Origin of the sequence: Paenibacillus qinlingensis (assembly GCF_031455095.1) — a bacterium.
GTDB classification, from domain to species: domain Bacteria; phylum Bacillota; class Bacilli; order Paenibacillales; family NBRC-103111; genus Paenibacillus_E; species Paenibacillus_E qinlingensis_A.
Map to the genome: position 1 here is coordinate 1184611 of NZ_JAVDSB010000001.1, position 14905 is coordinate 1199515.

At 45.9% G+C, this 14905-nt stretch carries 14 protein-coding genes; 11 read left to right on the forward strand and 3 right to left on the reverse strand.

Going from position 1 to position 14905, the window contains the following annotated elements; genetic code table 11:
* Positions 1-6: 6 nt before the first annotated feature.
* From J2736_RS05380 to J2736_RS05395, 4 genes are all read left to right on the forward strand, one after another.
* Positions 7-2577 (forward strand): CBM96 family carbohydrate-binding protein, encoded by a 2571-nt coding sequence (locus J2736_RS05380; RefSeq protein ID WP_310224185.1) that lies wholly within the window; start codon positions 7-9, stop codon positions 2575-2577.
* Between the two features lie 105 nt (positions 2578-2682).
* Entirely contained in the window at positions 2683-3033 is a 351-nt protein-coding gene (locus J2736_RS05385; RefSeq protein WP_310224186.1) for a zinc ribbon domain-containing protein, read from the forward strand.
* A 142-nt stretch (positions 3034-3175) separates the two neighbouring features.
* Positions 3176-3637, forward strand: coding sequence for an SRPBCC family protein (locus tag J2736_RS05390; protein WP_310224188.1), 462 nt, complete (start codon positions 3176-3178; stop codon positions 3635-3637).
* 2 nt (positions 3638-3639) lie between these two features.
* Positions 3640-4185 carry a GNAT family N-acetyltransferase gene (locus J2736_RS05395; RefSeq protein ID WP_310224190.1) on the forward strand — a complete coding sequence of 182 codons (546 nt, stop codon included), beginning with the start codon at positions 3640-3642 and terminating at the stop codon, positions 4183-4185.
* 85 nt (positions 4186-4270) lie between these two features.
* On the opposite strand, the gene J2736_RS05400 is transcribed toward J2736_RS05395, so the two are convergent.
* Complete coding sequence (locus J2736_RS05400) at positions 4271-5233, reverse strand: AraC family transcriptional regulator (protein ID WP_310224192.1); 963 nt, start codon at positions 5231-5233, stop codon at positions 4271-4273.
* Positions 5234-5376: 143 nt separating this feature from the next.
* Here J2736_RS05400 and kdgD point away from each other — a divergent pair, with 143 nt between their 5' ends.
* The 4 genes from kdgD to J2736_RS05420 all read left to right on the forward strand — a co-directional run bounded on the left by kdgD (position 5377) and on the right by J2736_RS05420 (position 10016).
* Complete coding sequence (kdgD, locus tag J2736_RS05405) at positions 5377-6303, forward strand: 5-dehydro-4-deoxyglucarate dehydratase (protein WP_310224194.1); 927 nt, start codon at positions 5377-5379, stop codon at positions 6301-6303.
* 12 nt (positions 6304-6315) lie between these two features.
* Entirely contained in the window at positions 6316-7317 is a 1002-nt protein-coding gene (locus tag J2736_RS05410) for a mannonate dehydratase (protein ID WP_310224196.1), read from the forward strand.
* 1 nt (position 7318) lies between these two features.
* The gene (gucD, locus tag J2736_RS05415) at positions 7319-8776 is read left to right on the forward strand and encodes an alpha-ketoglutaric semialdehyde dehydrogenase GucD (RefSeq protein ID WP_310224198.1); all 1458 of its coding nucleotides are present in this window, start codon (positions 7319-7321) and stop codon (positions 8774-8776) included.
* 427 nt (positions 8777-9203) lie between these two features.
* Positions 9204-10016 carry a metallophosphoesterase gene (locus J2736_RS05420; protein ID WP_310224200.1) on the forward strand — a complete coding sequence of 271 codons (813 nt, stop codon included), beginning with the start codon at positions 9204-9206 and terminating at the stop codon, positions 10014-10016.
* Between the two features lie 72 nt (positions 10017-10088).
* Here the strand turns inward: J2736_RS05420 and J2736_RS05425 are convergent, their stop codons facing one another.
* Together J2736_RS05425 and J2736_RS05430 are read right to left on the reverse strand one after the other, a co-directional pair.
* Complete coding sequence (locus tag J2736_RS05425; protein ID WP_310224202.1) at positions 10089-11411, reverse strand: UDP-glucose dehydrogenase family protein; 1323 nt, start codon at positions 11409-11411, stop codon at positions 10089-10091.
* Positions 11412-11426: 15 nt separating this feature from the next.
* A complete protein-coding gene (locus J2736_RS05430; RefSeq protein ID WP_310224204.1) occupies positions 11427-12584 on the reverse strand; it encodes a glycosyltransferase family 4 protein in 1158 nt (385 codons plus the stop codon).
* Between the two features lie 170 nt (positions 12585-12754).
* On the opposite strand from J2736_RS05430, the gene J2736_RS05435 reads away from it, so the two are divergent.
* Genes J2736_RS05435 through fosB form a run of 3 tightly spaced genes read left to right on the forward strand, consistent with a single transcriptional unit; the run spans position 12755 to position 14885 of the window.
* Complete coding sequence (locus J2736_RS05435; RefSeq protein ID WP_310224205.1) at positions 12755-13549, forward strand: VOC family protein; 795 nt, start codon at positions 12755-12757, stop codon at positions 13547-13549.
* On the forward strand, positions 13546-14466 hold the full coding sequence (locus J2736_RS05440) for a DMT family transporter (RefSeq protein ID WP_310224207.1): 921 nt from the start codon (positions 13546-13548) through the stop codon (positions 14464-14466). The genes J2736_RS05435 and J2736_RS05440 overlap by 4 nt, the downstream gene beginning before the upstream one ends.
* Entirely contained in the window at positions 14463-14885 is a 423-nt protein-coding gene (fosB, locus tag J2736_RS05445; protein WP_310224209.1) for a metallothiol transferase FosB, read from the forward strand. Before J2736_RS05440 ends, fosB begins: the two co-directional genes overlap by 4 nt.
* Positions 14886-14905: the final 20 nt, after the last annotated feature.

The following is a 14905-nucleotide window of genomic DNA, read 5'->3' on the forward strand; positions in this document are numbered from 1 at the left end:
TCAAGCATGCGTATATCAAAGCCAAGCAAGCTGCTCTTCCAATCAACACTAGCTTCTTTACTCGTCTCAGCATCACTTGGAATTACACCTGCATTAGCTGCAGTAGACCCGACTTTACCCAACTGGACGACAGCGGGGTATAAAGGTGGTCAGGCACTGCCGACAGGCGGCACGTTGATTGATTTAACGACCAAGGGTATTACAGCCAACGATGGCGTCGACGACTCAAATGCTCTGCAGCAAGTGATTAATGATATTCGCAGCGGCACGTTGACAGTGAATGGCAGTGTTGTGAGCGATACCAATCGAGCGATTCTGAAGTTGCCTGCTGGTCAAATCGACCTCAACAAGCAAATTCGTGTAGATGCGAGCTTCATTACGCTTCGTGGTGCAGGGAATAATCCGACAACGGGTACGAAGATCGTGTTCAAGCCAGCTGCGACGTACTCGGAAGATCCGGCTAATCCAGGGGCTCCACTCATCGATGGCAAAATGTGGCCTGGATATGCAGCCTTCCGCGTGGAAGATCGCGCCAAAGACTCAGGGGATACAACCTATGAGGGAAGTGTGAACTTTCACTGGTTAACGGGACAAAGAGTTGCCTCAGCAGGCGGTGGCACCAAAGGGAGCTTGGTAGTGAAGGTTGCTTCAGGCAAAGGCTCTCAGTTCGCGGCTGGAGACACGATTTATGTTGGGGCGGCCAATACGGTTGCTTTTTATGATGGGATGCAGGCACCGCAAGCTTATCGCTTCAACGGCCATATGCGTACGCAAATGTTCAAGGTTGTCAGTGTCAGTGGTGATAATTTGACGATAGATAAACCGCTTGAGTTTGATGTCCCTTTTAGCAACAGTGGGCAGCTTCCAGCAGACCCTGGCGGTTCCAATTCGACGTATTATAGTAAAGTCATGAAGGTTACCGCTGTAAAGGGCGTGGGATTTGAGGATTTTTATTTTACACAAGATATTTCGTATACGCCTTACAATGGTCTCATTAATGCTAATGACTACGATGCAGTTACCAATCCAGGCGGAGTGGGACTCAAATATAAAAATGAAGCACTAGAGTACGCGGTTCATGGTATTTTGTTCAAATTTGCACAGGATGGCTGGGTCAAAGGGATTCGAACCTACATGACGGGTTCTCATCCGATCGTGACGGAATTTGCAAAGAATATGGAGATTACGAATAACATTATTTTTGGAGCATGGAACAAAGGAAAAGGCGGTCATGGTTACGTTCGTGGTTCCAAATTGTACGATTCCAAGATCACCAATAACACCATTGATCGTGTTCGACATCTGACCTTGCAATGGTCGGCTACCGGCAATGTGATTCAAGGGAACGCACTAAGTGCTGACATGAACCTGCACGGAGGCTGGGAGCGTCACAATTTAATTGAGCAAAACACGATCAGCATCCCTTTCGAACATAGCTCTTGGGGGGAGGGGGAAGGCGGCCAAGATATGCTGGAGGGTACGTGGTATCCGATATGGTACGGCGCAGGCCCACACGCTTCCAAATGGTCTGGCGGTACGGGAGAGCAGAACGTATTTTTTAACAATACGATGTCTAAGCAGTTGACGAAAGGCGGTGCCTATGTCCCTTTTGCCCCATACAATAATGCGAACACCATCTACCAAATCGGTTGGGATGGCACGCAGTGGACGCATTTACAGAAGCCCACAGGGACTTTTATTTCGACATGGGGGCAAAATGAGACCGTCGATTTCTCGCAAGCGCCAAATAAGGGCGTATATGCTTGCTTGAGCTTTACGGGCAGCTCCTTGCTAGGAAGCGGAACGGCAACAAACTCGTGTACCGGAGGGACAGACACGCAAGCACCAACCGTGCCAGCAGGGCTGACGGCAACAGCAGCCTCAAGCAGTCAGATTAACTTGAGCTGGACGGCATCCACGGACAACGTAGGCGTAACGGGATACGATGTGTACCGTGGCGGCACGTTTTTGAAGACGGTAACAGGAACATCGACAACGGATACAGGCTTGACGGCAAGCACGGCGTATAGCTACTATGTTCGAGCGAAGGATGCAGTGGGCAATGCTTCAGCGGCAAGTAATACAGCGAGCTCGACGACGCTGAGCGGTAGCACTGCGGCTACGTTGAATCCTACGGATGATGCGTATGTGCACGAAAGCAATCCCACCACCAACTATGGCAACGATACAACCATGTTCCTCAAGACATCGTCAGGATCAAACCGGGTTGTGTATGTGAAGTTTGATTTGAGCAGTATTTCCAGCGCTTCGAGCGCAAAACTTCGCATTTACGGCAGCGCATCAGCGAATACGACGGTGACGGCTTATCAAACAACAGATAGCTGGACGGAAGCTGCATTGACGTGGAACAATAAGCCTGCGATTGGAAGTGCAGCTGGCAGCATCGCTATGAATGCGACAAATGCTTATTATGAAATTGATATTACATCCTATGTGCAAGCTCAAATTGCGGGAGATAAGATTGTATCCATCGAACTGCAGGAGAGTGCAGGCAAATACACGACACTGAACACGAGTGAAAATGGTGCTAATAAGCCACAGTTGGTTATTCAATAAAGTTGAGATCTCCCCAAGTTGTCGACTTAATTGTATTACTTTCCGACATTTACGCATATGATTCGTTAGGCAGTGAATTTATGCAGGCCGGGGAGTGGGAGTGGCATGTCATTTTTTGATAAAGTGAAGCAAGGGGCATCTGAAGCAGCGAGAAAGGCGCAACAGACAGTAGAGATTACGAAACATAAAACTCATATTTCTTTAAAAGAAAGAGAAATTGATAAGATCTATAAATTAATAGGCGAGTCGGTTTATACGTCATATCTATCCGGTGATTATTCACAAGTGGAAGCGAATGTGAAGGACTATTGCCAAGGTATTGCTCAAATCAATCAAGAAATTAGTGAGATTGAAGTCAAGATTACCGAGGTTCGGAATGAAAAAGAATGCGTGTGCGGCAAAGTGGTTGTTGCTGACACGAAGTTCTGTTCTTCCTGCGGCCATCATTTTGTCTAATTTAATGAGATTGGTGTTAGGCAGCAGCTTTCGTAGAGAATGATTCTATGGAAGCTGTTTTTGTTTTGTTTAGCTTTTTGGTTGCATGTCCACCTATGCTATGATAAAGACAAATCGCTCAGTAATATGGAGGCATGGAATAATGGATGAACGCATACAAGCGCCGATCGTAAAAGTAGAAATGTTGATTCGCAGACCAGCACATGAGGTGTTTGAGGCTTTTATAGACCCTGAGATCACATCGAAATTCTGGTTTACAAAAGGTAGTGGAAAATTAGAAACGGGAGCTAGCGTTCAATGGGATTGGGCTATGTATGGCGCTAGCGCGATGGTTGAGGTCAAAGAAATTGAAGTTAACCAACGAATTCTTCTTGATTGGGGCACCTTGGTCGAGTGGACATTTACCTCGCAAGCTGATGATGCGACATTTATGACGATCACGAATACGGGTTTCACAGGCAGTGGCGATGAAATAGTCAAGCAAGCACTGGATGCTACTGAAGGTTTTACTATTGTTTTGTGCGGATTGAAAGCGTATCTAGAGCATGGGCTCCGTTTGAATCTTGTATCGGACAAGGCTCCGTACGCGCATATTCAGGTATAGATATGAAAGTCATTCATACTACCAAACGCATGGCCTTAGTCCAACTTGACTCAGCTTCTAGTGAGTTAGTCGTGGATTACTTTCGTCGTAATCGGGACTTTCTTGAACCATGGGAAATGGTGCGGGAGGCGTCATTTTACACAGTGGACTATCATGCAGAATTGTTGGAAAAAGAGAAGAAACTATACGAGGACGGATATCTCTTTAAAGTATGGATGCTGTATGATCATCGAATCATTGGATCCATTGCACTCAATAATATCGTGCGAGGCGCCTTCCAATCGTGTCATTTGGGCTATCGGATGGATGGCGAGCTGCTCAATCAGGGTCTGATGACGGAGGGACTCCAAGGTGTAATTGCCTATGCATTCGGAGAGTTGCAGCTTCATCGGATCGAAGCCAACATTATGCCTCGCAACCAAGCTTCCAGGAAGGTTGTTCAAAAGTTGGGCTTTTATGAGGAAGGGCTCGCGATCAAATACTTGAAAATTCATGGCGTATGGGAAGATCATATTCATATGGTGCTTCGGAATGCGGCGATGGAGTGAGTAGTTGGCAAAACTCCAGTTAAATTTCACCAATTTGGCCGAATATGAGCAAATTGCTGAAAATAGCTGGAGTTTTTCCAGTTCATCACCCAGGGGGAGTTTTCTGATACCGCGTTGCAACCTGAGCCAAATAAGTATGAATCCAGGCATCAACCGTTTCGGAATTCAAACAATGTTTACGAAACTGACTAGGCGGTGTGCCCATTTCCCGGGTAAACACCTGGGTAAAGTAGTGGATACTTTCAAAGCCGGTATCCTCGGCAATTTGTTTCAAGGGGACATCCGTGTAGCCGAGTAGATAGGCAGCGCGTTTGATTCTCTCCGTTTTGACAATGGAGGGGAAGGATTGTCCCAATTCATCAGATATCAGACGTGATAGTTGTCGTTCCGATAGGTGGAGACTCTGTGCCACGTCACTAAGTGCTATTTTATGAGAAAGATGATCCTGAATGTAGGCTTTGACTTTCTTCAAAGTACCTTGCAGCTCCAAATCAGCTGTGGACGAAGATGTTTCACCAGAGCGGCAATGTTGCAAAAATAAAGAAATACAACTCATAACCAGCGTATAGGCTAAATGAGTAATGGTTTCTTGGTACCGATCGTTCGTCTCGGAAGCTTGGAGGAGCAGAGCTTGCCAAATCAGCATCGGTGCTGTGTGGTCTGCATGAGGGATAAACAGATGCGGATACGCACAGAGTTGGCTGAAATCCTGCATAAATGCCTCACTCGATTCAGCAGCGACCGGCTCTAGTGCGAAGAATAAGAGCAGCATGCCCTCATCGCTTTGGATAGAATGGCGACTCTCGGGTTTCGAGCAATACAGTGTTCCCGGCCGGAGTGGATAGGTAATCCCATCGTGAAAGTATTGTCCTTCACCTTCGGCGACGTAGCAAATTTCGAAAAACGAATGCGTATGTGGACGATTGCCCTTATGCTGCGGTTTAGCTCCCCAGTAATGAACAAAGATGGAGGCGGAGGCACCTTGCAGCTGCACCACATTTTGATTGAGGTACAGGTTGCTACGCGAATAAACGGATGGATTCAGCATGCAGGGGACTCCTCTCGAGTAGATTGAAAACTATTATAGCATGGTTTTTTTGAAAAAAAGCGGCCTGTTTTTATAAAGACGAAAACGCCTTCATTATTTATAATTACGTTCATAGACAAGTAGAATCAAAGGGGCTGTGAACAGTGGGGAAAGATGTGAACATTTCACTAGCAGGAATTATGGGATTTCCAGTAACGCCGTATGATCGTAATGAACAGTTGGATGAGAAAGCTTTTCAAGCAAATGTCCGATTTTTGGTGGAAAATGGGTTGGATTCTGTGTTTGTTTGCGCGGGCTCAGGTGAATACCAATCCTTAGATATCAATGAATATGAACAATTAGTTTCTGTAGGCGTAGCGACTGCAGCTGGTAAAGTACCTGTTTTTGCAGGGGCAGGCGGCAATATTAGAGAAGCGATAGCACGTGTTCAGCTTGCAGAACAACTTGGTGCAGATGGATTCTTACTGCTGCCGCCATATTTGATCATTCCTGAGCAAGAAGGATTGTTTAACTACTATCGGACGCTTGCCCAGAGCACAAGCCTGCCCGTCATCATTTATCAGCGTGATAACGCGATTTTTACATTAAGTACGTTAGAAAAGCTAATCAGCTTACCTAATGTCATCGGATTTAAGGATGGGTTAGGCAATTTTGAGCTCAATATTGAATTCGTTCAATCGATCGGTGCAAGGTTACAATGGATGAATGGCATGCCGCTCGCGGAATTAACCATGCCAGCCTACTCGGCGCTAGGTTATTTATCCTACTCATCGGCGATTTCCAATTATATTCCGCAGGTATCGAGAACTTTTTATACAAGCTTGCTTGCTGGTGATCAGGCGACGGTTAAATCCATTTATCAGGAAGTCATTTTACCGATTCACCGGATCCGTCAATTGCGTAAAGGCTACGCGGTATCACTGATTAAGGCAGGCATGAACATTGTTGGTTTGCCAGTGGGGCTGGAGGTTCGGACGCCGCTCGTTCCTGTCGACAAAGAGCATTATGCGCGTCTGGAGACGATTATTAAACGGAGTTTAGAACTTGTTGCGATCGCCAATAACGGTTAGGAGGAAGATGTCATGATGAAGGTGTCTATTCAAGTTCCCACTTGTGAGTTAGCTGATAGTGATTTGCGACAAATGTGTCAACTTGGGGTTGACTGTATTGATTTTACGCAAGGTGGTTCTTTCCCAGGTGTTCGAGAGTTAGGATATCCTGATTTGGATAAGCTGTTGCAATTAAAACGCAGAGTTCGCGCCCATGGTATGGAAATTAATCGGGTGACGCTGCCTGACATGTCAACGAGCTTTATGCTGGATGAGCCAGGATCAGAGATACAGTTGGACAACGTCAGTAATGCCATTAAAACCTTTGGCGAAGCGGGGATCTCGTTGGTTCGGCAGCGTTTTGCAGGTGACGTGTTTCCCTATATGGCGGAAGATTACACTGCTGTACATCGTGGCGGCGCATTAGTTCGAGGAGAGTCGTTGAAGCGAAATTTGGACAAAGAACCGCCAACGGTAGAGCAACTGAATGCATGGTGGAAGCGCTTTGATCTTGTCTTCAGTAAGCTGGTTCCTCTGGCAGAGGAATATGATATGAAACTGGCTGTTCATCCTTCTGATACGCCTTATCATAACACACCGTTCGGCGGGCTTGGTTTGAACCGGGTAATTGACAGCTTTCCTAGCAGAAATGTGGGTCTTGTCTATTGTGTTGGCAGCCGTGGAGAGGCGGGAGGAACACCGCTTGTGCTGGATGAAATCTATCAATATGGCCGGAAGGATAAAATCTTTCTTGTCCATTTCCGTAATGTGCGGGGAAGCTTAGCGACAGCAGGTGCATTCGAAGAGGCTATGTTAGACGATGGACATATGAATATGGCTAAAATATTGCTGGAGCTCCATAAGGTTGGTTATAACGGTTGTATTAATCCCGATCACATTACGTCGCTTGAAATGGATCGCGCGCCGCATCGAAGTGCTGAATCCAAAATGAACTGGGTCGGTTGGGCGTATGCAATCGGTTATGTGAAGGCGCTATTAGCCGCATTGACGGAGTTTAGAGGCGGGAGAGATTAATATGAGTGATATTAACACGTATCTGAACTTGATCAATGGCAGGTGGCAACAGGCGAGCAGCGGTGAGGTTGAGGCAAGTATCGATCCTGCAAATCGACATGAAATCGTGGGGTATGTGCAGCAATCGTCCCTTGCTGATTTGAACGATGCTGTTGGTGCGGCCAAAGCAGCGAAGCTTAGCTGGCGCAAATTATCTGGCTCCGCTCGAGGGGAGTACTTGTTCAAGGCTGCGGATAGGCTAGAGCGCCGATTGGATGAAATCGCGGAGATGATGACCCGAGAAATGGGGAAAACGTTCCCTGAGGCAAAAGGTGAAACAGCTAGAGGTGTTGCTATTCTGCGCTATTATGCAGGCGAAGGCATGCGGAAGACCGGTGATGTGATTCCATCAACGGATAGCACAGCTTTGATGTTTACAACACGTGTGCCATTAGGCGTTGTTGGCGTTATTACACCGTGGAATTTCCCTATTGCCATTCCCATTTGGAAAATTGCGCCTGCCTTGATATTTGGGAACACCATTGTGTTCAAGCCCGCACAGGAAACAGCTATCACAGCTGCCCTGGTCATGGAATGCTTCCATGAGGCGGGAATTCCAGCAGGTGTCATCAATATGGTGACAGGCCAAGGGGATGTTATTGGTCAGGGGATCGCCGATCATCCAGACGTACAAGGTATTTCCTTTACTGGATCCGATCGTATAGGAAAACTTGTCGGTCAAAGCGCACTTGCCAAAGGGGCGAAGTACCAATTAGAAATGGGAGGTAAAAACCCTGTTATTGTGCTCAACGACGCAGATCTCGATCTCGCTGTTGAGGCCACTGTTAGCGGAGGCTTACGCTCAACCGGGCAGAAATGCACGGCCACGAGCCGTGTTATCGTGCAAAGCGATGTTTATGAAGCTTTTAAAAGTAAGCTATTGACACGTATTGGGCAAATTCGCGTAGGTCCAGGGATGGATCCCTCCACGTGGATGGGGCCATGTGCGAGTGAGAAGCAGTATCATACCGTGTTATCCTACTTAGCCAAAGGGATTGAAGAAGGTGCTACGTTGCTTTGCGGCGGAAGTAAAGTGCAAGATGAGGCTTTAGATGCAGGCTTTTATATTGAGCCTACTGTTTTTGAAAATGTGACAAGCGCGATGACGATTGCACAGGAAGAAATTTTTGGACCTGTTCTCGCCTTAATGAAGGTGGATACTTGCGAGGAAGCGATTGGCATCGCCAACGATGTGAAGTTCGGTCTAAGTGCTTCCATTTTCACGCGAGATATTTCGAATATGCTAACCTTCATGGGAGATATTGAGGCAGGACTCGTGCGTGTCAATGCTGAAAGTGCCGGAGTTGAGCTGCAAGCACCGTTCGGCGGTGTCAAAATGTCGAGCTCAGGCTCACGTGAGCAAGGCCAGGCGGCTATCGAGTTTTACACAGATGTAAAGACGGTGTTTATTAAATCATAGTCGTGGTTTTTTTTGGGGTAAGCGAAGCTTACCTCTATTTTTGTTTCCATTAAACATCTCGATAGGAGCAGAGAACTGCAAAAATACATCTTTTTAAGGAGAAAAGACCGATTATCGAAGAATTGCTGCGAAAATACATCCTTTTTTGCCGATTTTCCATAAAAAGGATACATGCTGAGGAAAAAGATGCATATTCGCATCTTTCCTCATAGACCGCGACTTCTCTAGTGGAAAAAGATGTAATTTCGCATCTTTTTTTAGATTCTGACGAAGTCCCTCCAATGAAATTTCAGTTCTCTACTCTACATAGGTTATATTTGGGGGAGTAGAAGTGAATCTTGTAAAAGTGGCATCCGTGAAGCAGAAGGTGTATATTGGCATGAATGTCATTTTAAGAGTTGTGAAATTGTCTGTGGGAGGTTAAGAATTGGAGTTGGTCATCACCAGTATTCTCGTCATACTAGCGCTCGGCGCACTTTTTATTCTATATAGTACCTTCTGGGTTAACTATTTCTATATTCAGCTGGGCCAACCAGATAAGAAGAATTTCACCGTAGTTCAGATATCCGATATGCATGGGCAAACCCACTTCATCAATGGCTCTTTGAGTCAAAAAGTGAATAAGGTCAACCCTGATCTCGTGATGATCACAGGGGATTTGGGTTCAACGAAGGTGCAAGTGGAACGTGTTTTAGCGGAGATTCGACGAATCAACTGTGCGCATTTATTTTTTGTTCCGGGAAATCATGAACGGTATATAGGCAGCGAATCATCATCTAAGCAAGGAGCAGATCAAGCTTATGATGCATGTATGCGAACTATAGAAGAGTCCCATATCGCTGTGTTAGTCAATCGTGGGCTGCCCTTCCACATGGGTGAGAAGAGGGGGTTGGTGTACGGATTTGACAACTCCCTTTACGATAAAGAACGGATGACACTAAGCGAGGAAGAATTACAACGCTATGATTTTGTCATCATGCTGGCCCATTCCCCGAATATCATTAACACAGCGCTCGCACATGAGCATCCGTCCTATGATCTGCTGCTCGTTGGGCACACACATGGCGGTCAGGTTAGGCTGCTTGGGCGCACGATAGGGGCATATAAAGATTTTCACGTTGGCCTCAAACGAATAGACGAGCGAAAGCATTTTTATATCAATCGAGGCTTAGGGACTTCGCGGTTACCCATTCGCGTGGGCTGTTCGCCGGAGATTACGGTTTTTAAGATAGGGGTTTAGATCCAGGCAGAACCGTGTAATCGATAAACGGCAACCCAAGATAGTATGTCTATCTAGGTTGCCGTTTTCTTTTTACCTAGCTTGTTCTAGATCATGTTCTTCGCTGTGTACGACAGGTCTCCCTACAGGTATGTAAACGACATCTTCTTGCGTAATCAACCGCGCAATCATCGCATCTGACAAGATATTTCGACCGTCCAATAGGATGCGCTGGTTCATCAATTGAACCATGAGGACCCAGTTCAGTTCAATGAACTGCGGCCATTCCGTTAGGATGATGACGGCATCAGCACCAGCCGATACTTCAAAAGCAGAATCCACCTGCGTGACCCCTTTCATAGAGAGATGCTGAACGACGGGATCATAAGCTTGCACATCGATGCCATAGAGGTGACAGAGCTGCACCAAAGTAAGAAATGGCGCATCACGCACATCATTCGTTTGCGGTTTGAAGGAGATACCAAGTACTCCTAATCGCTTGCCGCGAGGATTCCCCCAGAGCGCAATTAGTTTATCCATCATTTGCGGAATTCGCTCCTCATTAATTTGAGCTGTTGCTTCAAGTAAGGGGAGTGAGCGACCGATGGCTTTGCCGGAAGTCAGCAGAGACTGTAAATCTTTAGAGAAGCAAGAACCACCGTACCCGAGGCCTGCTTGCAAAAAGTGAGGACCGATGCGTCGATCTGCACCAACGCCTTCCATCACTTGACGAATATCCGCCTCATAGCCTTCACATACATCAGAAATCATATTGGCAAATGAAATTTTCATCGCAAGGAAAGCATTGGAGGCATATTTGATAAGCTCTGCACTGCGTCGATCACAAACTTGAATGGGGGCATCTATCCCGTGGTAAAGTTGACGAAGTTTAGCTTCAGCTTGACGTGAATGACAACCGAATACGATACGATCCGGGTGCATAAAGTCCTTAACGGCACTGCCTTGACGTAAAAATTCAGGGTTGAAGGCAACTTCAGTCCGAATGCCAGCTGCCTGTAAACTTTGTTCTAACTTGTCACAAGTGCCAACGGGAACTGTACTTTTCATAATGACTAGCGGAGGGCAGCTCCCAGCTGCAAATAGTTGAGCTGCTACATGTTCTACTTGACTAAGATCACTCTGACCGTCCTCTCGCGTGGGGGTTCCGACTGCAATCATAAGGGCATCAGCACCTGCTGAGGCTTGTATGAGATCGGTTGCGAACAATAATTTCCCTTCGCTGCGGCTTATGACAAGCATGTCAAACAGATTCGATTCCCAGATGCTCAAGTGATTATCTTGTAAATCTTGGACCACATGTTCCCGATCCACAGCTGTTACGATATGTCCTAATTTAGCTAAGCAAACCGCAGCTACTAAGCCCACATAACCGGCCCCAATAATCGTTATACGCATGCCAATGTCCTCCTCTTATGCCGAATAGAAGCCAGATTTTTTTCCGATGCGACGCGAATCAATAATGTGCTCATAATCATGAATTAATTGGTCGAAGATCGCATCCCACGATCGTCCAAGAGCGAACTGCCTGGCCTCAACACGGAAACTGCTCATACGCTCTTCGTGAGTTACTAAGTCACAGATTTCTTGTATAAAAGACTGCGGATGACGCGGTGTACATAAGACGCCATTCTCCCCATGGCGCACCATTTCGAGTACACCACCGCTGTTCGCCGTAACTATGGGGAGTCCAGATGCCATGGCTTCTTGAACGACATTTCCAAACGTTTCGGTACTGGAAGGGAAGACAAACAGGTCAGCAGAAGCATAAATCTGAGCAAGCTCTTCGCCATGTTTATACCCAGCGAACGTCACATTCGCAGGTGCTTGCTCACGCAGCTCTTGAAGCTGTGGGCCGTCTCCCACGATGAGCCAGTGTACATTGGCTTTCATGGAATCAGGCAAGTCTTTCATGATCGCGGATAAGGTATCGATATCCTTCTCAGGTGCAATTCGACCAACGTAAAGAAAGAGGTTTGGGGCCGTAATGCCATAACGCTCTCGAACCTGATTATTCTTCTTGTCAGGGGTATATAACAGGCAATCGACACCTCGCGTCCACAGCTGCAAACGTTCGATGCCTTGTTTCTGCAACGTATGAATGGTATCGCTGGATGGCGCAAAGGTCGCATTGCAGGAATGGTGAAACCATTTGATGTAACTCCAATAAAGGGGGACTGCTGCCTTCATATGGTAATAAGTCAGGTACTGATCAAAGTGGGTATGATAGGAGGCCACATGAGAGATGAGTCGCTTACGCGCGTAATGAAGCCCACATAAACCTAAGTTAAATGGGGTAGCAAGGTGGAGTAAATCAGGACGGAAACGATCGAGTTCAGTTCGAATGGCAGCTAAGTTGGGGAAGGCAAGTCGACACTCGGGGTACAGAAACAAAGGGATGCTGCGAATTGGTCGAATGGGATCCGAGTACACCATATCTCCAGTGCTTTTCGGTGAAAATACGAGATGATCGATGCCACGGCGATTCAAGTAGGACGTTAACCGACCCATGGTGAGTGCAACGCCGTTCATCTGTGGAACAAAAGTGTCGGTAAACAACGCGAGACGCATAGGAATCCCTCCAGTAGTTCCAATTTAGCTTCAGCGTAGCTGGGAAGTATTCGGGGAATATCAATGGCGTATTAATTTTATATAATAATTTCTAATTGGAACTTTCTATACATAAATGTATACTAAGTGAAGGGGCACAAATACAAGGCTTCAGAGAGGTTGTGGGCGTCATGATTACTCATTATGCTGGGCTGCAAGTACCGACAGTTTCCTTGCAGGGCGCTAAGCAATTTTATTGCCAACAGTTGAAATTTCCAGTGATCTCGGAATCCGAGGATGAAATTTGTTTTCAGCCTACCGACGACTTCACCTTAACCTGTAAAGAGACAGAAATAGCTCTGCATCCAGTGCATATCGCATTCGAAGTTCCGTACTCGGAATTTGATGCGGTTGTCTCCAAGCTGCATGCTGCGGGTGTTACTTTTTTAGACTGGCCAGACGGCCGAAGCATCGACCAGTTCGAAACGGGAAAAAATGTGTATTTCCGCGATGGAGATGGGAACTTGCTAGAAATCATTGCGCATTCTTATGTCAAGGAGGGGATCTTACAGCCTCATGGTGATCTCAGCATCCTATACTTGCGAGAAGTCGGTTTTCCGGTAGAGGATGTTGTAGCATTCCGGGAATTGTTCGTACGTCTATTACATTTTAAATTAGATAAAGTGATGGACAACTTCTGCTTTGCGATTGGTGGTACTGCGCATGCAGTGATCCCTTCGACGAAGCGCAAATGGATTCCGATCGCGATGAAGGCTCTGCAACCAACCGCTATGGTCACCACTTTTGGTGTAAGCAGCCATGCTTTTATTAAACAAGTGCAAGAAAAGCTAGACGAAGCTGGCATTCTTGGTGAGCTAACAGCAGCGAATGAACTTATTTTTAATTTGGATGTCTACTGTATACATCTCAGAGTTACAACCTTTCCTGAAGATGTACCTGTACAGTTAAATTTGCCTCTTGCATGAAAGTTGATCATAAACGATTACATGTCACCCAGAATCCTTTTGTACTCATGCCCCTTTTGCTGCTCATATGGGGATCGGTTGCTGCCGTGAGTAAATTGGTCTTGAACCAATTAGACAGTTATCAGGTATTATTTTATATGTACGGCATCGGTGTGGTTATTTTTGCAGTCATTATCCTCATCAAAACGCGAGGAACTATCTTCCCAACATGGACGCTTTCCGAGTGGATGCTAGTGCTTGCCTGCGGCGTTTTTACGTTTTTATATGACTTTCTCTATCTAAAATCCTTAGAACTCATACCTGCTGTAGAAGCGTCCATGTTAAATTATTTATTTCCTATTTTTATCGTGATTTTCGCCATCCCCATCCATAAAGAGAAACTCAATTGCTACAAAATTCTCTCTATGATTATGGGATTATTGGGAACCATTTTATTGATAACAAAAGGTAATTTCACTAACTTCAGTTTTACAAACCTTGAGGGCGATCTTTTGGCGATTTCTGCTGCGGTGAGTTGGGGGTTGTTTACGAATCTAGTGAAGAAAAACAAGAAAGATATGCTAATGAGTACCTTTGTCATCACTTTGGTAGCTTGGCTGCTGGCGATTGTAGGGATGCTGGTTTATTCACAGGGCAAGTTGCTTCAAATGGTCGACTTCTATGGTGTCTTATGGCTCTGCCTCAGCAATATTGTTTTCGGATTTTTCTTATATTTCAGAGCATTGAAGTACTCATCTGCGTCGCTTATCGCGAGCTTTACCTTCTTTGCTCCTTTTGTCACACTTGTATTTATTATGTTGTTGTTAGGAGAGCGGCTGACTTGGATGGATGGTCTATCGGCTATTCTTATTCTGTTCAGTGTTCCGGTACAAAGAGTGGGAGAAGTCATTCATAGGCGAAAGGGGATCGTTATATGAAAATAGGAGCGATTAATCATTTGCTTTTCTCCGTCTCCGATTTAGAGAAATCGATTGACTTTTATCAACAGGTCTTTGATGCGAAACTAGTGGTAAAAGGAAGGAATTTGGCCTACTTTGACTTGAACGGACAGTGGTTGGCTTTGAATCAAGAGAAAGATATTCCACGCCAGGATATTCAATATTCGTATACCCATATCGCGTTTACGGTTGATGAGTGTGATTTTGATGATCTAGTAGAAAAACTTCGCCAGCTGAATGTATCCCTGCTTCCTGGTCGAACCAGAGATGATCGAGATAAAAGGTCCATATATTTCACGGACCCTGACGGACACAAGTTTGAATTCCACACAGGGACGCTGATGGATAGACTCGCATATTACAAAGCGGATAAATCTCATATGGTGTTTTATGAGTAAATAGAGGGAGAGTTCATAAG